This window comes from Phenylobacterium sp., from assembly GCF_041920015.1.
Taxonomy (GTDB): domain Bacteria; phylum Pseudomonadota; class Alphaproteobacteria; order Caulobacterales; family Caulobacteraceae; genus Phenylobacterium.
On record NZ_JAYRST010000036.1, the window covers coordinates 1 to 17,675 of the forward strand.

General features: G+C 67.8%; 23 protein-coding genes. 13 read left to right on the forward strand and 10 right to left on the reverse strand.

Annotation, left to right across the window (positions count from 1 at the left end; genetic code table 11):
- Nucleotides 1–7 precede the first annotated feature (7 nt).
- Entirely contained in the window at nt 8–2,668 is a 2,661-nt protein-coding gene (gene metH, locus ACE3TL_RS09450) for a methionine synthase (RefSeq protein WP_374578496.1), read from the forward strand.
- 218 nt (nt 2,669–2,886) lie between these two features.
- Here metH and ACE3TL_RS09455 read toward each other — a convergent pair whose 3' ends face one another.
- The 3 genes from ACE3TL_RS09455 to ACE3TL_RS09465 all read right to left on the reverse strand — a co-directional run bounded on the left by ACE3TL_RS09455 (nt 2,887) and on the right by ACE3TL_RS09465 (nt 4,558).
- Complete coding sequence (locus ACE3TL_RS09455) at nt 2,887–3,252, reverse strand: VOC family protein (RefSeq protein WP_374578464.1); 366 nt, start codon at nt 3,250–3,252, stop codon at nt 2,887–2,889.
- Nucleotides 3,253–3,374: 122 nt separating this feature from the next.
- Nucleotides 3,375–3,827, reverse strand: coding sequence for a GNAT family N-acetyltransferase (locus ACE3TL_RS09460; protein ID WP_374578465.1), 453 nt, complete (start codon nt 3,825–3,827; stop codon nt 3,375–3,377).
- Nucleotides 3,828–3,877: 50 nt separating this feature from the next.
- The gene (locus ACE3TL_RS09465) at nt 3,878–4,558 is read right to left on the reverse strand and encodes a DsbA family oxidoreductase (RefSeq protein WP_374578466.1); all 681 of its coding nucleotides are present in this window, start codon (nt 4,556–4,558) and stop codon (nt 3,878–3,880) included.
- A 285-nt stretch (nt 4,559–4,843) separates the two neighbouring features.
- Here ACE3TL_RS09465 and ACE3TL_RS09470 point away from each other — a divergent pair, with 285 nt between their 5' ends.
- From ACE3TL_RS09470 to ACE3TL_RS09480, 3 genes are all read left to right on the forward strand, one after another.
- Nucleotides 4,844–5,659: a PEPxxWA-CTERM sorting domain-containing protein gene (locus ACE3TL_RS09470; RefSeq protein ID WP_374578467.1), complete on the forward strand. Its 816-nt coding sequence runs from the start codon at nt 4,844–4,846 to the stop codon at nt 5,657–5,659.
- Between the two features lie 137 nt (nt 5,660–5,796).
- Nucleotides 5,797–6,414 (forward strand): hypothetical protein, encoded by a 618-nt coding sequence (locus ACE3TL_RS09475; protein ID WP_374578468.1) that lies wholly within the window; start codon nt 5,797–5,799, stop codon nt 6,412–6,414.
- A gap of 71 nt (nt 6,415–6,485) precedes the next feature.
- Nucleotides 6,486–6,887: a GFA family protein gene (locus ACE3TL_RS09480; RefSeq protein WP_374578469.1), complete on the forward strand. Its 402-nt coding sequence runs from the start codon at nt 6,486–6,488 to the stop codon at nt 6,885–6,887.
- 19 nt (nt 6,888–6,906) lie between these two features.
- Here ACE3TL_RS09480 and ACE3TL_RS09485 read toward each other — a convergent pair whose 3' ends face one another.
- On the reverse strand, nt 6,907–7,776 hold the full coding sequence (locus tag ACE3TL_RS09485) for a crotonase/enoyl-CoA hydratase family protein (protein WP_374578470.1): 870 nt from the start codon (nt 7,774–7,776) through the stop codon (nt 6,907–6,909).
- Nucleotides 7,777–7,909: 133 nt separating this feature from the next.
- Here ACE3TL_RS09485 and yghU point away from each other — a divergent pair, with 133 nt between their 5' ends.
- Together yghU and ACE3TL_RS09495 are read left to right on the forward strand one after the other, a co-directional pair.
- Entirely contained in the window at nt 7,910–8,779 is an 870-nt protein-coding gene (gene yghU / locus ACE3TL_RS09490; protein ID WP_374578471.1) for a glutathione-dependent disulfide-bond oxidoreductase, read from the forward strand.
- A complete protein-coding gene (locus ACE3TL_RS09495; RefSeq protein WP_374578472.1) occupies nt 8,776–9,408 on the forward strand; it encodes a CoA pyrophosphatase in 633 nt (210 codons plus the stop codon). Before yghU ends, ACE3TL_RS09495 begins: the two co-directional genes overlap by 4 nt.
- A gap of 18 nt (nt 9,409–9,426) precedes the next feature.
- On the opposite strand, the gene ACE3TL_RS09500 is transcribed toward ACE3TL_RS09495, so the two are convergent.
- Nucleotides 9,427–9,861: a c-type cytochrome gene (locus ACE3TL_RS09500; protein ID WP_374578473.1), complete on the reverse strand. Its 435-nt coding sequence runs from the start codon at nt 9,859–9,861 to the stop codon at nt 9,427–9,429.
- Nucleotides 9,862–9,995: 134 nt separating this feature from the next.
- On the opposite strand from ACE3TL_RS09500, the gene ACE3TL_RS09505 reads away from it, so the two are divergent.
- Nucleotides 9,996–10,646: a PEPxxWA-CTERM sorting domain-containing protein gene (locus ACE3TL_RS09505; RefSeq protein ID WP_374578474.1), complete on the forward strand. Its 651-nt coding sequence runs from the start codon at nt 9,996–9,998 to the stop codon at nt 10,644–10,646.
- Between the two features lie 173 nt (nt 10,647–10,819).
- Nucleotides 10,820–11,284 (forward strand): surface-adhesin E family protein, encoded by a 465-nt coding sequence (locus ACE3TL_RS09510; RefSeq protein ID WP_374578475.1) that lies wholly within the window; start codon nt 10,820–10,822, stop codon nt 11,282–11,284.
- A gap of 11 nt (nt 11,285–11,295) precedes the next feature.
- Here the strand turns inward: ACE3TL_RS09510 and ACE3TL_RS09515 are convergent, their stop codons facing one another.
- Nucleotides 11,296–12,222, reverse strand: a complete 927-nt coding sequence (locus tag ACE3TL_RS09515) for a fatty acid desaturase (protein ID WP_374578476.1) — start codon at nt 12,220–12,222, stop codon at nt 11,296–11,298.
- 173 nt (nt 12,223–12,395) lie between these two features.
- Between ACE3TL_RS09515 and ACE3TL_RS09520 the strand changes: the two genes are divergently transcribed.
- The gene (locus tag ACE3TL_RS09520) at nt 12,396–12,929 is read left to right on the forward strand and encodes a winged helix-turn-helix transcriptional regulator (RefSeq protein WP_374578477.1); all 534 of its coding nucleotides are present in this window, start codon (nt 12,396–12,398) and stop codon (nt 12,927–12,929) included.
- Nucleotides 12,926–13,669: a hypothetical protein gene (locus ACE3TL_RS09525; RefSeq protein WP_374578478.1), complete on the forward strand. Its 744-nt coding sequence runs from the start codon at nt 12,926–12,928 to the stop codon at nt 13,667–13,669. The genes ACE3TL_RS09520 and ACE3TL_RS09525 overlap by 4 nt, the downstream gene beginning before the upstream one ends.
- Before the next feature lie 5 nt (nt 13,670–13,674).
- Here ACE3TL_RS09525 and ACE3TL_RS09530 read toward each other — a convergent pair whose 3' ends face one another.
- On the reverse strand, nt 13,675–14,112 hold the full coding sequence (locus tag ACE3TL_RS09530; RefSeq protein WP_374532307.1) for a hypothetical protein: 438 nt from the start codon (nt 14,110–14,112) through the stop codon (nt 13,675–13,677).
- Nucleotides 14,113–14,266: 154 nt separating this feature from the next.
- Nucleotides 14,267–14,857, reverse strand: a complete 591-nt coding sequence (locus ACE3TL_RS09535; RefSeq protein ID WP_374578479.1) for a PEPxxWA-CTERM sorting domain-containing protein — start codon at nt 14,855–14,857, stop codon at nt 14,267–14,269.
- 364 nt (nt 14,858–15,221) lie between these two features.
- Here ACE3TL_RS09535 and ACE3TL_RS09540 point away from each other — a divergent pair, with 364 nt between their 5' ends.
- Complete coding sequence (locus ACE3TL_RS09540; protein WP_374578480.1) at nt 15,222–15,641, forward strand: hypothetical protein; 420 nt, start codon at nt 15,222–15,224, stop codon at nt 15,639–15,641.
- Nucleotides 15,642–15,716: 75 nt separating this feature from the next.
- Here the strand turns inward: ACE3TL_RS09540 and ACE3TL_RS09545 are convergent, their stop codons facing one another.
- The gene (locus ACE3TL_RS09545) at nt 15,717–15,974 is read right to left on the reverse strand and encodes a DUF3297 family protein (RefSeq protein ID WP_374578481.1); all 258 of its coding nucleotides are present in this window, start codon (nt 15,972–15,974) and stop codon (nt 15,717–15,719) included.
- 117 nt (nt 15,975–16,091) lie between these two features.
- Here ACE3TL_RS09545 and ACE3TL_RS09550 point away from each other — a divergent pair, with 117 nt between their 5' ends.
- Both ACE3TL_RS09550 and ACE3TL_RS09555 read left to right on the forward strand, forming a co-directional pair.
- On the forward strand, nt 16,092–16,475 hold the full coding sequence (locus tag ACE3TL_RS09550) for a hypothetical protein (protein ID WP_374578482.1): 384 nt from the start codon (nt 16,092–16,094) through the stop codon (nt 16,473–16,475).
- Nucleotides 16,476–16,570: 95 nt separating this feature from the next.
- A complete protein-coding gene (locus ACE3TL_RS09555; protein ID WP_374578483.1) occupies nt 16,571–16,969 on the forward strand; it encodes a GFA family protein in 399 nt (132 codons plus the stop codon).
- Nucleotides 16,970–17,032: 63 nt separating this feature from the next.
- Here the strand turns inward: ACE3TL_RS09555 and ACE3TL_RS09560 are convergent, their stop codons facing one another.
- Nucleotides 17,033–17,632, reverse strand: a complete 600-nt coding sequence (locus ACE3TL_RS09560) for a TetR/AcrR family transcriptional regulator (protein ID WP_374578484.1) — start codon at nt 17,630–17,632, stop codon at nt 17,033–17,035.
- Nucleotides 17,633–17,675 lie beyond the last annotated feature (43 nt).

Below are 17,675 nucleotides of genomic sequence, written 5' to 3' on the forward strand. Positions count from 1 at the left end.
ATCGAATATGCGCCCCACCTTCATCAATGTCGGCGAACGGACCAACGTCACCGGCTCGGCCAAGTTCAAGAAGCTGATCGTCGAGGGCGACTACGCCGCCGCCCTGTCGGTGGCGCGCCAGCAGGTGGAGGCCGGCGCCCAGGTCATCGACGTCAATATGGACGAGGGCCTGCTGGATTCGGTCGTCGCCATGCGGACCTTCCTCAACCTGCTGGCGGCCGAACCGGACATCGCCCGCGTGCCGGTGATGGTCGACTCCTCGAAGTGGGAGGTGATCGAGGCGGGCCTGCGCTGCGTGCAGGGCAAGTGCATCGTCAACTCGATCTCGATGAAGGAAGGCGAGGCCAAGTTCATCGAACAGGCGACGGCCTGCCTGCGCTATGGCGCGGCCGTGGTGGTCATGGCCTTCGACGAGGTCGGTCAGGCCGACACCGCCGAGCGCAAGTACGAGATCTGCGAGCGCGCCTACAAGGTGCTGACCGAGAAGGTCGGCTTTCCGCCGGAAGACATCATCTTCGACCCCAACATCTTCGCCGTGGCGACGGGGATCGAGGAGCACGACAACTACGCCGTCGACTTCATCGAGGGGACGCGGCGCATCAAGCAGAACCTGCCCTACGCCCGCGTCTCGGGCGGGGTCTCCAACGTCTCGTTCAGCTTCCGCGGCAATGAGCCGGTCCGCCGGGCCATCCACTCGGTCTTCCTCTATCACGCCATCGCCGCGGGCATGGACATGGGGATCGTCAACGCCGGCGACCTGCCGGTCTATGACGAGATCGACCCGGAACTGCGCCAGGCGGTCGAGGACGTGATCCTCAACCGGCCGCAGCGGACCAATGTCTCCAACACCGAGCGGCTGGTCGACTTGGCGCCGAAGTACAAGGGCCAGAAGGGCGCGGCCAAGCAGGTCGACCTGGCCTGGCGCGAGGGGAGCGTCACCGCGCGCCTGTCCCACGCCCTGGTCCACGGCATCACCGACTATATCGAGGCCGACACCGAGGAAGCCCGCTTGGCCGCTCAGCGCCCGCTGCACGTCATCGAAGGCCCGCTGATGGACGGGATGAACGTGGTCGGCGACCTGTTCGGCGCGGGCAAGATGTTCCTGCCGCAGGTGGTGAAGTCGGCGCGGGTCATGAAGCAGGCCGTCGCCTATCTGATGCCGTTCATGGAGGCCGAGAAGCAGGGCGGGGGCCGCGAGGCGGCTGGCAAGATCCTGATGGCCACGGTGAAGGGCGACGTCCACGACATCGGCAAGAACATCGTCGGCGTGGTCCTGCAGTGCAACAACTACGAGGTCATCGACCTGGGGGTGATGGTCCCGGCCGACCGCATCCTGGACGAGGCCAAGGCGCACGATGTCGATATCGTCGGCCTGTCGGGCCTGATCACGCCCAGCCTGGACGAGATGGTCTATGTCGCCTCGGAGATGGAGCGGCGCGGGTTCGACATCCCGCTGCTGATCGGCGGCGCCACCACCAGCAAGACCCATACGGCGGTGAAGATCGAGCCCGCCTACAAGGCCGGCTCCACGACCTATGTGCTGGACGCCAGCCGCGCGGTGGGCGTGGTCTCCAACCTGTTGTCGCAGACCGAAGGGCCGCGGGTGACCGCCGAGACCCGCGCCGAATACGCCCGCGTGCGCGAGCAGTATGCGCGCGGCCAGGGCAATCGCGCCCGCGCCAGCCTGGCCGAGGCGCGCGAGAACGCCCTGCGCGCCGACTTCGACGCCTATGCGCCGCCCCAGCCGAGCTTCCTGGGCACGCGCGCCTTCGTCGACTACGACCTTGGCGACCTGGCCCGGCACATCGACTGGTCGCCGTTCTTCGCCTCCTGGGAGCTGGTCGGCCGTTTCCCGCAGATCCTGGAGGACGACGTGGTGGGCGAGGCCGCGCGCGACCTCTATCGCGACGCCACCGCCATGCTGGAGACGATCATCGCCGAGAAGTGGTACAAGGCCAGCGGCGTGGTCGGCTTCTGGCCCGCCGCCCGGGACGGCGACGACGTGGTCGTCTATGCCGACGAAAGCCGCACGACCGAGCTTGCCCGCCTGCACAGCCTTCGCCAGCAGATGCCCAAGGACAAGAGCCGCGAGGACGGCGGCCGGGCCAATGTGGCGCTGGCCGACTTCATCGCCCCGGTTGGCGGCCGGCCCGACTGGATCGGCGGGTTCGCCGTCACCGCCGGCCACGGCGAACTGGAGGTCGCTCAGAAGTTCAAGGCGGCGGGCGACGACTATTCGGCGATCCTTTCCACCGCGCTCGCCGACCGGCTCGCCGAGGCTTTCGCCGAGGCGCTGCACCGCAAGGTGCGAACCGAGCTTTGGGGCTATGCGCCGGACGAGCCGTTCGACATCGATGCGCTGATCGCGGAGAAATACCGCGGCGTGCGTCCGGCGCCAGGCTATCCGGCCCAGCCCGACCACACGGAAAAAGCCACCCTTTTCAAGCTGCTGGACGCCACGGCTGCAGCGGGGATCGAACTGACCGAAAGCTTCGCCATGAGCCCGCCGGCCTCGGTTTCAGGGCTCTATTTCTCGCACCCCGAGGCCTATTATTTCGGCGTCGGCCGGATCGAGAAGGACCAGGTCGAGGATTATGCGCGCCGCAAGGGCTGGGACCTGAAGACGGCCGAGCGGTGGCTGGCGCCTATCCTGAATTATCAGGCGTAGGGGCCTGCATCGAAGCGCGCTGAAGGCGCCAGAGGGACGCGAAGGCCGCCAAGAGGGCTGGGGGGCGGAGGTGTCGTGCGAGGCGCCTTCAGCGTTCCAATCCCCTCCGCTCATCCCGGCGGAGGCCGGGACCCAGGCCGCCTCTCGGCAGGCAGGGCGGTTGTGGCGGAGCATTTTCCGCCGAAGCGAATGCGGGGAAAGTCGAAACGGATCAGGCGCTAAGGCGACGTGGATCGACTTGTGATCCGAACATAGTAGCCGTCGGGGTCCGAGACGCGGAAATCGGTCAGTCCCCAAGGTTGATCGACGAGTGCGGTGATGTTCGTTTGTCCGCTGGAGATCGCGCGGGCATAGGCGGCCGCAATGTCGTCCGCTTCCACAACCAGTTCGACGCCGAGCCCGACCCCATGACCCGGTCGGGCGCGAGCCGGGTGGTCGGCTGGAAGGCCGGATGCCGCGCTGAGGCCGAGGACCGCGCCTTTGCGGCCGATGGCGACGTAGCCGCCGGGACCCTCGCGTAGAATTTCGAAGCCGAGGACATCCTGATAAAAGGCCTTTGAACGCCCGACGTCATGAACGAACAACTCGGCGCGCAGAGCAGGCTGCGTCGGTTCTCTATCCAGCTCAGTAACCTCTTCCATCCGATGGACATGGGAGCGCTAGCCGACCCTGGCAATGCGCGCCGCGCGGCGAAGCTGGTCGCTCCCTACAGATCCTTGCTCATGTCCACGCGGAACATGCCGCGGTCGATAGGCGCTTCGCCGTCGATGCGATAGCCGAGGCGCTGGTAGAGACGGATATTGGCCGACCAGAGCTTGTTCGTGAACAAGCGCAGGCGCGGGCGCCCCAGGTCGCGGGCGACGTCTTCAGCCAGGGCCATCAGGCGTGAGCCGAAACCGTGGCCCTGCCAGGCCGGTGCGACGGCGAGGTTCTCGACGAGAAGTTGGTCTCCCTCGTCCACCAGCTCGATGAGCGCGGCCAATGTCCCGGCGACGAGGAGCAGGTCGAAGCGATGGTTGCGGACGGCGGCGTCGTAGTCGGCCGTCATGGGCGCCGGTTCGCGTCCCGTGATCGGAACCCACTTGAGGTAGGCCGCGCGCGTCAGCTCACGGATGGCGGCCGTATCGCTGGCGGCGGCTTTTCTGATCTCGATCTCCAAGGCCGATCTCCGTGGTCGACTTCCGGCGGGATGGAGAGGCGGCGCCGGCCTCAGCCGGCCGCGGCTTCCGCGGCGATGGTGCGCAGGGCGCGTTCGAAGGCTTCGGGGGGCTGGCCGCCGGAGATCAGGTAGCGGTCGTTGACGATGACGGCGGGGACGGCGCTGATCCCGTTCGTGCGCCAGTGGTGCTCGGCGGCGCGGACCTCCTCGGCGTAGCGGCCCGAAGCGATCACGTCTTTCGCCTGCGCCAGGTCGAGGCCGGCGGTCTGGACGGCGGCGGCCAGGACGTCCGGGGCGGACGGATTGGCGCCGTTGGTGAAATAGGCGGTGAAGAGCGCGTGCTTCAGGGCGGCCTGGGCGGCGGGGCCTTGCAGTCCGGCCCAGTGCAACAGGCGGTGGGCGTCGAAGGTGTTGTAGATGCGGCTCTGGTCCGTGCCGGTCATGGTGAAGCCGAGTTCGGCGGCGCGGGCCTTGATCGCCGCGCGGTTGGCGGCCGACTGCTGGGGCGAGGCGCCGTACTTCTGGCCGACGTGCTCGACGATGTTCTGGCCCTCGGGCGGCATGTCGGGGTTCAGCTCGAAGGGGTGGAAGGCGATCTGCGCCCGGACCTCGCCGTCGAGCCGGACCAGGGCCGCTTCCAGCCCGCGCAGGCCGATCACGCACCAGGGGCAGACGACGTCGGAGACGAAGTCGATCTTGAGGGGCTGCGCCGCAGTGGCCGCGTCTGTCATGGGAATGCTCCGCCCGAAACGAACAACGCCCGCGCCTGGGGTGGGGGAAGGGGCGCGGGCGTTCTCTATGACGCGAAGCCGGCGGGGGGAACCGGCGTTCTCTCGCTGTCGAGGATTAGATTGGGAGGCGAAAGCGCCTTTGCAATGGCTCAGCCATGACCATTTCGCGGCGAAAGCGGCGATTTTCGGGTGAATGTGCCGGCTTCCACGCCGGGACTGTAACAAATTTCCCCTGAGCAATGAATCTCGTGGACCCTCGCAGTAAGGATTGGGTAACTGCGTTCCATGAGCGCGGACAGCCGCGCCCCACCGATTGAGGATAGCATGAAGCTCGGTTTTCTCGCGGCCGGCGTCGCCGCAGCGGCCCTGATGGCCGGAAGCGCTCAGGCTGGCGTGACCGTCACCTATGAGGCTCCCAAGGTCACCAACACCACTGCCGCCTTCAGCGGCGGCAGCGGCGTGGAGACGTTCAACTCGCGTGCGCTCGGGACTGGCGGGTTTACGAGCACCTTTGGCGACAACGGCGTCATTGAGGGCACGTACAGCAAAGAAATCGAGATCAAGAAGCAAGACAACTATGGCGGTGAAGGCGGCAGCAACTACGCTGTGACCTTCGACCAGACCGGTTATTCTCTGTCGCTGAATAATCTCCAGGATCCCGGCGCGGGCGTCACCTATTTCGGCTACTATCTGCCGGCCCTGGATGGCGGCAACGTGCTGGAGCTGTGGTCCGGCGCGACCAAGATCTTCACCTTCAGCCAGCAGACCGTGCTTACGGCGCTCCAGGCGCGGTCGGACTATAGCGACTATCTGGGCAAGCCGGACGCGCCGAACCAGGGCGAGAACGGCGCTCAGCCCTATGTGTTCGTCAACTTCTTCGGAACGGACGGTACGACCTTCGACAAGATCGTGTTCCGCGAGTCGCCGGAAGTCGGCGGCTATGAAAGCGACAACCATACGGTCGGCTACTACAAGGACATCACCGGCACCGTGCCGGGCGTGCCCGAGCCGGCCACCTGGGCGATGATGATCATCGGCTTCGGCGCGGCCGGGACGATGGTGCGCAATCAGCGTCGCCGCACGGGCCTGGCGGCGCTCTAAGCCGCAAGCCCGACGGAATTCAGGCCTGCTCCCGGCGACGGGGGCGGGCCTTTTCGTGCGCGCCATGAGGTGGCCCACCTGTTCGACAACCGCGGAAGCGGAGCATACCTTCTCGCGAGCGGTTGCGGAGGCGTAAGATGTCCCGGGCGGTTCTCATGGCGGCGGCGTTGCTCCTTGGCCTGGCGGTCGGTCCGGCGTCGGCCGTCGACCCGGCTGCGCGGGAAGCAGCCCTCAGGCAGTTGAAGCCGCCGAAGGGCGTCGGCGGCTGCATCTTCTCAGCCGTTCCTGCGGACGTCCGGCGCGAGGCGATCGTCAATCTGCTGGCGGGAAAGCCTGGAACCCCGGCGGCCCTGCAGTCGGCGGCTTCCGAGGCGGCCGAAAGGTGCGTGGGCCGGACCAGCCAGCCGAGCGACTTCGCCCTGGCGAGCAGCGTCACCAGCGCATTTCGCAGATCGGCGGCCGCATTCTACCTGGCGCATCAGTTCGGCATTGGACAGGAAGCGCTCGAAACGGCCTGGCGCGCCGCGCCTGCCGAGGAAAAGGCGCCGTTCTATCGCGTAGCGGACGATTTCTTTGCGCCCGGCCTCACCGTATCGGACCAGGCCCTGGATGCGGGGGGCTTTGCAAGAAAGGCAGGGCTGGACATCGCTGCGACCAGCGTCACGGAGGGCTTCCTGCGGATGTATTTCATCAACACCGCCGTGAGCGAGCGGGCCGAAGCCTTGCTTGCAGCCGAGGAGAGGCGTTCGCCATAGGGGTAGCCGGGCGATAGCCGGAGGGCGGCGACTCCAATAGGTTCGGCGGGCGACGTTTAGCGGAGGGCGCGGTGCTGGTCGGAAGCTGTCTTTGCGGTCGGGTCGCCTACGAGGTCGAGGCTGAGCTCGAGAGCATCGTCCATTGCCATTGCGAGACCTGCCGCAAGACGCACGCCTCGGCGTTTTCCAGCCTGGCCGCCGTGCCGGCTGACCGCTTCCGGTGGACCCGCGGCGAGGAGGCGCTGGGCGCGTTCGAATCCTCGCCGGGCAAGATCAGGCGGTTCTGCACGGCCTGCGGTTCGCACCTGGTCGCCGAGCGGGAGGGGCGAGGGACGGTGATGCTGCGGCTGGGATGCCTGGAGACGCCCGTCACGGTCGAACGCCAGTGGCACATCTGGCGCTCGGACGGGGCCAGTTGGTATGCCCCGAACGCCGCCTACCCGCAATTCGCCGAGGGCGTTCCTCAGGGATGAGGCGGTGGTTCGCCGGCGCCTACTCCCACGGATAGAACGGCATGTCGGAGGCGCGGCCGGTGAAGGCGGGGGCGCGCTTTTCGAGGAAGGCGGCGACGCCTTCCTTGCCGTCGCCGAGGCTGGTGTAGAACATCGCCAGGGAGTCGATGCGGTGGGCGGCGACCGGGTGCGGCTGGGCGGCGTTGCGCAGCATCATCTGGCGGGCCAGGGCGACGGCGACCGGCGAGCGGCCGTCGATGAACTTGCGGGCCAGGGCGTAGGCGGCGGGCAGCAGGTCGTCGGGGGCGTGGACCGAGCGGATGAGGCCGCCGCGCTGGCCTTCGGCGGCGTCGAAGATATCGGCCGAGAGCACCCATTCCAGCGCCTGTTGCGGGCCGACCAGGCGGGGCAGGAACCAACTCGAACAGGCTTCCGGCACGATGCCCAGCCTGCCGAACACGAAGCCGATCTTGGCCTTTTCGGAGGCCAGGCGGATGTCCATGGCCAGCGTCATGGTCGCGCCGATGCCGACCGCAGCGCCGTTGATGGCGGCGATCACCGGCTTCTTGCAGTCGTAGATGGCCAGGGTGACCCGGCCGCCGGTGTCGCGCACGCCATCGACGATGGCCGGGTCTTCGAAACGCTCGTCCAGGTCGGCGAGGGTGGGGCGCTGGCTCTCGTCCAGGCCGAAGACGTTGCCGGAGCTCGAGAGGTCCATGCCGGCGCAGAAGGCGCGGCCGTCGCCGGTGACGACCACGGCGCCGACCGCGTCGTCCTCGCTGGCGCGGCGAAAGGCGTCGATCAGTTCGTTCGCCATCTCGACCGTAAAGGCGTTGAGCTGGTCGGGGCGGCTCAGGGTGAGGGTGAGGATGCGGTCCTCGACTTCCCAGCGGATGGTCTTGTAATCCATGGCGCGCCTCCCTTTGAGCTGGCGGGGTAATCAGCACGGGAGAGGCTGCGGCGTCCAGGCCGAAGGCGCTGAGCGCTGGCCAAGGGCCGCGGCGCGCCTACATACTGAAGGCATCAAGCTAGGAGCGCCGCGCATGACCGCCGAATACGTCCCCCCGAAGGTCTGGACCTGGAACAAGGAGAGCGGCGGGCGCTTCGCCAACATCAACCGCCCCATCGCCGGGCCGACCCATGACAAGGAGCTGCCCGTCGGCCGCCATCCGATGCAGCTCTATTCGCTGGGCACGCCCAACGGGGTGAAGGCGACGGTGATGCTGGAGGAACTGCTGGCCCTGGGGCACGAGGGCGCCGAGTACGACGCCTGGCTGATCAATATCGGGGCGGGCGACCAGTTCGGCAGCGGTTTCGTGGACATCAATCCGAACTCGAAGATCCCCGCCCTGATGGACCGCAGCGGCCCCAAGCCGATCCGGGTGTTCGAGTCGGGCGCGATCCTGGTGCACCTGGCCGAGAAGTTCGGAGCGTTCCTGCCGACCGATCCGGCGCAGCGGGCCGAGACGCTGTCGTGGCTGTTCTGGCAGGTGGGCAGCGCGCCCTATCTGGGCGGCGGGTTCGGGCACTTCTACGCTTACGCCCCGACCAAGATCGAATACGCCATCGACCGTTTCGCCATGGAGACCAAGCGCCAGCTCGACGTGCTGAACCGGCGGCTGGCCGAGAGCAAGTACATGGCGGGCGACGAGTACACCGTGGCCGACATGGCGATCTGGCCTTGGTACGGCGGCTTGGCCAAGGGGCTGCTCTACGAGTCCGGGGAGTTCCTGTCGGTGAACGAATATGCGCACGTGCAGCGGTGGGCCGACCTGATCGCCGAGCGCCCGGCCGTGCAGCGCGGGCGGATGGTCAACCGGGTCAACGGCGAACCGTCCTCGCAACTGCGCGAGCGGCACGAGGCCAGCGATTTCGAGACCAAGACCGCCGACAAGCTGCAGCCGGGCGCGTGAGCGGGTCCTTTCCGTTCACGCCGGCGTTCCGCGCCGAGCTGGCCGCCCGCTGCGCGGCGTTTCCGCGATTGGCCTACGAGGGCGCGGAGTTGAAGCGAGCGGCCGTGGCGATCACCCTGGTCGATGCGGGGGACGGCTCGGGCGAGACGGCCTTCCTGCTGACGCGGCGAGCGACCACCCTGCGCGCCCATGGCGGCCAGTGGGCGCTGCCGGGCGGGCGCTGCGATCCCGGGGAGACCCTGCAGGAAGCGGCGCTGCGCGAACTGCACGAGGAACTGGGGCTGGCGGCTGCGCCCAGCGGGGTGCTGGGCGTGCTGGACGATTACGAGACGCGCTCGGGCTACGCCATCGCCCCGGTGGTGGCCTGGGTCGAGGAGGCGGCCGCCCTGGCGCCCAATCCGGCCGAGGTCGCCTCGGTCCACCGCATCCGGCTGGACCGGATCGCCGCCGAGAGCGCGGTGTGGTTCGACACCATTCCCGAGAGCGAGCGGCCGCTGATCTCGCTGGACATCGGCGGCCAGCACATCCACGCCCCGACCGCGGCGCTGGTCTATCAGTTGCGCGAAGTGGTGGCGGGGCGGATCACCCGGGTGGCGGACCTGGAGCAGCCGGTGTTCGCCTGGCGCTGACGCGAAGGGCTCTGGCCGTCAGCCGGCCGGCGTGCGGGCGCGGCTCTCGCGTATCGGGCCGCGGCCGTCCGTGCCGCGCAAGATCTGCTGGCGGATGTCTTGCGGCGTGCGGATGTTGCGGAACTGGCCCCGGGTGAGGTCGGGCGTGCCGAGCAGGTCAGAGCCCTCGCCGCCCAGGCCGTGACAGAGCGCGCAGTGGGTCTGGAACAGGGGAATGGCGCGGGCGGCGGCCGCGCCGTCGTGCGGCGCGCCGTTCAGGGCGATCACGTATTCAGTCAGATCCTCGATCTCGGAAGGGCCGAGTAGGCCGCCGTCGCCGAAGCCGGGCATGTGGGCGGTGATCGGCCAGGCAGTGAGGCGAGCCTTGGCCGGAGGATGACGCTGCAAGCGTACCGCGCCTAGGGCGAGGGCCGCGACCAGGATGGCGCAGAAGATGGCCGGCAGGCGGGACATGGCGACGACTCTAGGCTGTTTCGGACTGGATTGGCGCCGTCCTTGCTTGGTGAGACGCGAACCTGGCCCGTTGGGGGCGGGACGTTTCATTTTGACGCAGAGGCCGGAAGGCCACGCTTGGAGGGGTAAAGCTTATGAAGACTGCACTGAAGGCGGCCGCTGCCGCTGCTGTTCTCGCCCTGACCACCGCCGGCGCGGCTCAGGCCGCCGTGACGGTGAGCTTCACCGGGGGCGACCTGCCGCTGCCTTCGGGCCAGCAACTGGTCTGGGACTTCGACGGCCTGGAAGCCAGCGGCTACAGCGTGACCTTCTCCGGCGCCGGAACTGGCCGCTATAATGGCGCGGACGGCCTGCAATCTGGCGTGGCGGCGCCGCCCCCCGGTACGGGCAGCTATTATGCGTCGGTGCTGAGTGGCGGCAAGATGACGCTGACCACCCCGCTGATCAGCCAACTCAGCATCTATATGGGCTCGCCGGACGACTTCAATCAGATCGTTTTCCACTATGCTGGCGGCGGTTCGGACACTCTGACCGGCTTGCAACTGGCCGGTGGCGCCTTCAATGGCGACCAACTGGTCGGCCGGCGCATGACCTACGACTTCGGCGGCCAGAAGGTGACGTCGGTCGAGTTCGCTTCGAGCGGCAACTCGTTCGAGTTCGACAACATCGCCACCACCTCGGCGGTGCCGGAACCGGCCACCTGGGCGATGATGATCACCGGCTTCGGCATGGCCGGCGCGGCCATGCGCCGTCGCCGCCAGACGGCGGCCCTGGCCTACGCCTGATCCGACTTCCCGCTCCACGGACGCAAACCGGAGCATGCGCCGCCGGCCTGAATGGGCCGGCGGCGTTTTCCGTCAGGGGCTCTGGAGTGAGCGCTTGGCGTGGTTCGTGAACCGGGGCGGGGACAGGATCGTTAACTGTCCCGCATGGGACCACGCTCGCTCGGAGAAGGGCTGTGGGAAAGACGCTCGGATTCATCGTGGCGGGGATCGCCGCCCTGGCCGCCGCCGGCTCGGCCCATGCCGCGCCGTTCGAGGCGGTGAGTTTCAAGAAGGGACAGAGCGCGCTGGTCTACGACCTGGGCAGCGTCAAGCGCACCGGCGAGGGCGCTAGCGCCTGGGTCTATCTGATCGTCGCCCATCCGATGGACGGGGCGACCATGGTGGCGACCTATCGCGACTTCTCCTGCAGCATGGGCCGCACGCGCGACCTGGCCCGGCGCTTCGTCTCGCCCGACGGCCGCACCTTGCGGGCGGTGGAGACGCCCGGCGAATGGCAGGACGTCTCGCCCGGCCACGAGAACTTCGACCTCTTGATGAAGGTCTGCGACGGCAAGCCGACGCGCGTTTCGGGACAGAAGATGTCGGTATTCGACTTTCAGGCCGTGGTGCGTGACGCCCTGGCCAGCGGCGCGCCTTAACCCGGGACGGTTCAGCCGATCGTCCGGCGGCCGGGGCCGACCATCAGGCCCTCGATGCGCGAGCCTTCGACCTGCAGCACCGGGCGAAGGCGGCGGAACAGGCGCGCATAGTTGTAGAACGGCACGCTGGGCCACAGGTGGTGCATCAGGTGCAGGTTCTGCTGGAGCAGCAGGAACGTACCGCCCGGCCAGAGGCTGATGCGGGTGTTGAGGTAGCGTTCGGTGTGGTCGAACGGATGGTGCGGCAGCCATTGGAAGAAGATGTTGAGGGCCAGCACGCCCAGGCGCGTGGGCAGGAACCACAGCATCAGCCAATCGAGGACGTGGCCGGTGGCGGTCGCCAGGACCAGCAGAGCCAGGGTCAACAGGGTGACGGCCGAGACCTGGGCGATTTCGGACGGGCTGAGGATGGTTCCGATACGCTGGTAGCGCTGGGGGCTGATGAACCGCATGGCGCCCATGGGGATCAGCGACATCGGCGTTCCCACCGCCCATTTGCGCAGGAGTTGGAGGAAGGTTCCCTTCACGAAGATGTCGGGGTCGCGCTCGGTGTTGGTGTGGGAATGATGCAGGACGTGGGTGCGCTGGAGCGCCGGCCAGCCCGCCCCCATGCCGAGCGCGCCGATCCAGCCGACCAGGGTGTTGATCCAGTAGGCGCTGCGCGGGCTGGCGACCACGTTGCCGTGGATCGCCTCGTGGACCAGGGTGTAGTGGGCGTAGGAGACGACCGCCAGGATCGGCGTACAGGCCCAGAGGGGCCACACGCCATTCAGCCCCAGCATAATGACCGTGATCAAGGTCGTCGGCAGCGCCGCCGCCAGGATGAGGGTCGGCCAGGCGATGGCGGGCGAGAGGTCCTGGGCGATGCGCCGTTCGTCGGCGTGTGAAATCCCGATCGCAGCCCGCAGCGCTCTTGGATCATGGGCGTCGTCCGCCATGGCCTTCCTCCCTCTCCCATTGTCCCAGGATTGAGGAAGCATAGCTGCTTTGAAAATCAAAGCGACTCAAAAAATGACGGATGCGTCATCTTTGTAGCTGGATAGTATGGAGTTCCATAGCGCGCACGACTTTGAAAATCATACTGAAGTCTGCGGCAGACGGCGGCGAGGGCATGAGCGCACCGATTCCCGATGATGAGACCCTGTGTCCGATCGCCCATTCGACTGGGCTGGTCGGGGACCGCTGGTCGATCCTGATCGTGCGCGAGCTGTTGATGGGGCAGAGCCGCTTCCAGGACCTGCAGGCGCAGACCGGGGCGACCAGCCAGATGCTGGCTGCGCGGCTGAAGCGGCTGGAGGCCGACGGCCTGATCGCGCGGCAAGCCTATTCCGAGCGGCCCTTGCGCTACGAGTACCGCCTGACGCCGAAGGGCGAGCACCTGAAGCCGGTGATCCTGGCGCTGCGGACCTGGGGCGAGCAGTGGTGCAAGCCGCAGGGCGGGACGCCGGCGACGCGCATGTTCCATCGCAGATGCGAGACCGAGCTGGAGCTGGATGGGCGTTGCCCGGTCTGCGACGTGCTGGTTCCCTGGACGGAGATGCGCGGCCAGCCGAGCGAGGCCTGGGCCCAGGAGCGCCGCCAGCGCGCGGCCGAGTTCACCGAGCAGCGGCGCGCGCCGCCGAAGGCAGAGGAGACTCCCCGATGACCAGGCTTGCCCGCTTCGCCGCCGCGCTCGCCCTGCTGGCGCCGGGCGCGGCCCTGGCCGAACCGACGCCGGTGACGGTGCGGATGCTGGCGCACGACGCCAAGTTCGTCGGCGAGGCGATGGGCGGGGTGGCGGTGACCCTCACCGACGCGCGCACCGGCGCCCAACTGGCGCAAGGGGTCATCCGGGGCGGGACCGGCGACACCGGCAAGCTCATGTCGCAGCCGCGGGTGCGAGGCGTGCAGATCGCCGGGCCGGAGGCGGGCGCGTTCACCGCCGTCCTGGAGATTTCGGCTCCGACCCTGGTGCGGTTGGAGGCGCGTGGGCCGCTGGGCAAGGGGGATGCGGCGATCACGGTCAGCTCGATGCGCTGGGTGCTGCCGGGCAAGGCGGTGGACGGCGACGGCTGGGTGGTCGAGGCGCCGGGCCTGGTGGTCGAGCCGAGCTGGACCGGGCGCGCAGGGGGCGGGACCTTGAGCGCCAAGGTGACGCTGATGTGCGGCTGTCCCATCACGCCGGGCGGCATGTGGAACGCTGACCGATACGAAGTGCTGGCGCGGCTGACCGGGCCGGACGGAAAGCCTGCGCCAGTGAAGGCGCTGGCCTATGCGGGTGAGGCCTCGACCTTCCGAGCCGATTTCGCGGGACTGGCCAAGGGGCGTTATCGGCTGCTGCTCACCGCCTACAACCCCGACACCGACAACGCCGGGGTTGCAGAGCAGGAGATCGTGGTCCCGTAAGCGGGTCAGCAGGCGTAGCGGCGCTCGACGGTCACGCGGCGGCCGACATAGGGGTCATAGACCCGGTCGCGCGAGACGCAGACCCGGCGGCGGCCATAGTCGCTGGCGTAGGCCCCGCCATAGCCGTTGTAGCCGCGATAGTAGCTGTCGCCATAGGCGCCGTAGCCGCCGCCCTGGTAGTAGCCGTTATTGTAATAGCCGTTGTCGTAATAGCCCTGGCGATAATAGCCGTTGTCGTAGCGACGGTCCTTGTTCGAGCCGGCGATGGCCGCGCCGAGCGCCAGGCCGACGATGCCGCCGACCACGGCGGCGGCGGCCGCGTCGTTGTTGTTATGGTCGCGACGGCCGTAGCGATAGGGCTCGGCCTGGGCCGGAGCGGCGACCGAGGCGACGGCGGCTGCGGCGGTGACGGCGGCGAGGGCGCCGACAAACATCTTTTTCATACCAACCTCCTTTTGACCCTGTCCGGTCTGGCCGGGCGGCCGGGTTGAGGCGGCAAGATCGCAAAGCGTGGCTGAACGCAGGCTGAATAGGTTAACGCCCACGAAAAAGGGCGGAGACCGAAGATCCCCGCCCCGATCCGGATGCATCGGCAGGTCAGGCCGCCGAGGGCAGCAGTTTCTGGCGCTTGCGCAGGGCCTGTCCGGCGAGCGCGAAGCCGCCGATCATCATCGCCCAGGTGGCGGGCTCGGGCACGGCCGAACTGCCGGCCGTGACGAAGGCGTCGACGGCGCCGGCGTTATCCTGGTTGTTCTCGTCCCAGTAGTAGAGGTTGAGGACGCCGGTTCCCCAGGCGGCGCCGGAGAAGCTGGAGCCGATCACCTTGAAGACGCCGCCGATCTCGCCGACCAAGGTCCCGTAGGCGGCGGTGAGGCCGTGCTGGGTCCAGGTTCCCCAATCCTGGCCGATCAGGGTTCCGGCCGCTTCGCCGGAATTGTCCGTGCCGGTGGCGAAGAGGTCGTGGGTGAGGCCGTCGGCGTTCGACCAGCGCGGCAGGGCGCCGGCGCTCCAAAGGTCGTCTGGGGCGACCGCGACGGTGAAGGTCTGCCCCGAGGTCAGGGAGAGCGTCGCCGCGCCGATTCCGCCGGAGGAGGAATTGGCCTGGGCGCCGACGACGTAGACCGCCGAGTCTGCGGTCGAGGCGGTCAGAAGCCCGACCGCGAAGACGGTTGTTGCGAGCAGTTTCATGCGGAGATCCCTTACAGGCCCACGTTTGGGCGTTAACCAAGCCCCGCCCCCGCATCCCGTTCTAGAGCAGCGAACGAGAATTTCTACTCAAATCAACTTCACCGTGAAAATTTATTCTAAATGCCATATTCATGATCACGAACGCCTTGTTCTTAATCATGAATTTCTGACAGTCTATCTGCAATAATATGACTGAAGACAGCTCCCCCTTAGCGATATCGAACTCGTAACGTCGGCGAAGGTTTCTGAAATCGGCGCAAAATCACGATGCGAGATCGTGCGGCCATGCCCGCGCCATGATCGGCCGTCTATGCGTTCTCCCCTTTGCGTCCAAGATTCGGGCGCGCGGCGAACGGAGCTGATCTTGAAGAGACTTCCGATGGCGATCGCGGCGGCCTGCCTTGGCCTGGCGGCGTGCCAGGGCGGCGAGAAGGCCGCGGGTGGCGCGCAGGGAGGCGATCCCTACGCCGGGCTCGATGCGGAGATCCGGAGCTGGCACGGCCAGATCAAGGACGGGGACGCCGGCTGCAAGGACAAGCCGGACGGCGAGCAGTGCCGCGCCTTCGAAGTGGCCTGCAAGGGCGCGCGCGAGGTCAGCGCCGAGGAGGCGGCTGAGGGCATGACCGCCAAGGTGGTGGCGGCGATGGGCTGGGAAGCCTGGGACGCGGCGCGCTCGGAATATCGCCCGGCCGGCGCGACGGCCGAGTTCCAGAAGGTCGGCGGAGCGTGGAAGCGCCTGCCGACCGGACCGGTGAACCTGTCGACCTGCGCGGCGGCGTCGTAGGGATATGAAAAGGCCCGCCTCGACGGCGTTCGCAGGACGTCGTCGGGCGAAGCGTGGTCGCCGCCCGGGAGGCCCTTAGTCGGCGAGGTCCTGGAAGTAAGGCTCGACGGTTCCCTGGAGCTTGACCGTCATCGCATTGCCCTTGCGATCCACGGTCTTGCCGACGCTGAGGCGCACCCAGCCTTCGCTGACGCAGTATTCGTCGACATTGGTCTTCTCGACGCCCTTGAAGCGGACGCCGACGCCGCGCGACAGCGCGTCCTCGTCGTAGTGGGGGCTGGCCGGGTTGACCGAGAGGCGGTCGGGCGGTGTGGTCGGGCGGGTGTCGCTCATGGCGCGGACTTAGCCTCCCCCGCAGAGATTGCCAACCGGCGTCAACCCGCCCTTAAGCCGGGCGCGCGAGAATGAGCGGCCCTCGAATGAGAGCGGCGGTACGACCGGGAGGTCGGCATGTCGGTGACGCGGACGTCCAACCTGCGGCGGACGAGCGACCATTTCGAGCCGGAGGCGGCTCTGGACCCCCAGGCGCAGCGGCGGCTGCGGGGCCATATCGAGCAGATCGACTATACGGCCTATGCCTCGAACCGCGAGGTGATCGGTCAGGTCCTGGGCCAGGCGGACATGGCCAGGTTCCAGAAGCTGGCGGTGGCGACGGCCCTGGCGCGCGGCCAGTGGATCGCCGCGGCCCTGGCCATGACTGAGAGCGCTCAGCCGCTGTCGCCCGGCGAGGCGGCCAGGCTGGCGGGCCTGCGCGCGGCCTATGAGGAACTGACCGAAGCCTACGAGGGGCTGCGGCGGCTGGTCGAGCGGGGCTATCTGAGCTTTCCGGGGTAGGGCCGCGAGCCGATCCTCCGCGTCGGGCGAGCAGATTTGCATTGCCGGGGCGCGCGCGCTGCAGTGCAATGCAAGCGTCTGCGGGGGAGAAGCGAATGACTGTGCGAACGGGGAGTTGCCTCTGCGGCGCCAGGGCCTATGAGATCGACGGCGACGTCGACGGTGTCTGGATCTGCCACTGCTCGCTGTGCCGCAAGGCTTCCGGCTCGAACGGAAACTCGATCCTGATCGTGCCGAGGGAGCGTTTTCGCTGGCTGAAGGGCGAGGATCACGCCGTCACCTACGCCCTGCGTTCGACCTACACCATCACGCGCTGCAAGACCTGCGGCACGCCCCTCCCGGCCGAGGTGGACGAACGGAATATCTATGTGACGGCCGGAACCCTCGACACGCCGCTCGGCAAGGGCGTCAAGGCCCACCTGTTCTGCGCCTCGAGAGCGGATTGGGATCGCGACGAACCCGACGCTCATGTCTTCGATGAACGGCCGGGTTGATGCGACGTCCGTTCTTCTCAAGCGCCGTCTAGATCGACATATTCCTCGGGACCCGCCGTTCCGTCAGCAGAACCCCGCCAGGATCGCTTCGACGTAGCGGTCGCTGGAGCGCCAGGGGTATTCGCTGACGCCGATCAGCATGTGGGCGACGCCGGTGAGGGCGCAGATCAGGGCTTCGGCTCGGATGCGGTCGTCGCCTTGCGGATCGCCGCGCGCGGCGGCGATGAGTTGGCCGAAGCGCATGTGGGCGGCGATGACGTCGGTCTCCTCGATGAACCACTGATCCTGGCCGGATTCCCGGCGGTCCTCGATGGTGTAGACGATGCGATAACGGTCGGGGTGGCTCAGCCAGTAGTCGACATAAGCCTGGGCGACCTTGCGCAGGCGGGCTTTCGGCTCGGGCTCGGCGGCCTCGATGGCGTGCATCTGGGCGAACAGCGGGTCGAAGGCCAGCGACCAGAGCGCCCGGACGATGGCCATCTTGTTGGGGAAGTAGCTGTAGAGGGTCATGGCCGGGAGGCCGGCGCGCGCGGCGATGGCGCGGATGCTGAGGCCCGCGGCCCCCTTGGTTTCGAAGAGCTCGCGGGCCGCCTCGACGATCCGGGCGCGGACCTGCTCCTGACGCTCGTCCTTGGGGGTTCGGGCGGGGCGGCTTGCGGCCATGCGGAGCTCCAGTGCGACGGGGCTTGGCGATCTCGTACTTGTA

Excerpts from the sequence above, each read along its gene's own strand:
- ACE3TL_RS09555 (WP_374578483.1), top strand. The coding sequence starts at position 16,571 with ATGACTGTGCGAACGGGGAGTTGCCTCTGCGGCGCCAGGGCCTATGAG.
- ACE3TL_RS09550 (WP_374578482.1), top strand. The coding sequence starts at position 16,092 with ATGTCGGTGACGCGGACGTCCAACCTGCGGCGGACGAGCGACCATTTC.
- ACE3TL_RS09515 (WP_374578476.1), bottom strand. The coding sequence starts at position 12,222 with ATGGCGGACGACGCCCATGATCCAAGAGCGCTGCGGGCTGCGATCGGG.
- yghU (WP_374578471.1), top strand. The coding sequence starts at position 7,910 with ATGACCGCCGAATACGTCCCCCCGAAGGTCTGGACCTGGAACAAGGAG.
- metH (WP_374578496.1), top strand. The coding sequence starts at position 8 with ATGCGCCCCACCTTCATCAATGTCGGCGAACGGACCAACGTCACCGGC.
- ACE3TL_RS09530 (WP_374532307.1), bottom strand. The coding sequence starts at position 14,112 with ATGAAAAAGATGTTTGTCGGCGCCCTCGCCGCCGTCACCGCCGCAGCC.
- ACE3TL_RS09475 (WP_374578468.1), top strand. The coding sequence starts at position 5,797 with ATGTCCCGGGCGGTTCTCATGGCGGCGGCGTTGCTCCTTGGCCTGGCG.
- ACE3TL_RS09505 (WP_374578474.1), top strand. The coding sequence starts at position 9,996 with ATGAAGACTGCACTGAAGGCGGCCGCTGCCGCTGCTGTTCTCGCCCTG.
- ACE3TL_RS09560 (WP_374578484.1), bottom strand. The coding sequence starts at position 17,632 with ATGGCCGCAAGCCGCCCCGCCCGAACCCCCAAGGACGAGCGTCAGGAG.
- ACE3TL_RS09535 (WP_374578479.1), bottom strand. The coding sequence starts at position 14,857 with ATGAAACTGCTCGCAACAACCGTCTTCGCGGTCGGGCTTCTGACCGCC.
- ACE3TL_RS09525 (WP_374578478.1), top strand. The coding sequence starts at position 12,926 with ATGACCAGGCTTGCCCGCTTCGCCGCCGCGCTCGCCCTGCTGGCGCCG.
- ACE3TL_RS09470 (WP_374578467.1), top strand. The coding sequence starts at position 4,844 with ATGAGCGCGGACAGCCGCGCCCCACCGATTGAGGATAGCATGAAGCTC.
- ACE3TL_RS09485 (WP_374578470.1), bottom strand. The coding sequence starts at position 7,776 with ATGGATTACAAGACCATCCGCTGGGAAGTCGAGGACCGCATCCTCACC.
- ACE3TL_RS09545 (WP_374578481.1), bottom strand. The coding sequence starts at position 15,974 with ATGAGCGACACCCGCCCGACCACACCGCCCGACCGCCTCTCGGTCAAC.
- ACE3TL_RS09465 (WP_374578466.1), bottom strand. The coding sequence starts at position 4,558 with ATGACAGACGCGGCCACTGCGGCGCAGCCCCTCAAGATCGACTTCGTC.
- ACE3TL_RS09500 (WP_374578473.1), bottom strand. The coding sequence starts at position 9,861 with ATGTCCCGCCTGCCGGCCATCTTCTGCGCCATCCTGGTCGCGGCCCTC.
- ACE3TL_RS09520 (WP_374578477.1), top strand. The coding sequence starts at position 12,396 with ATGAGCGCACCGATTCCCGATGATGAGACCCTGTGTCCGATCGCCCAT.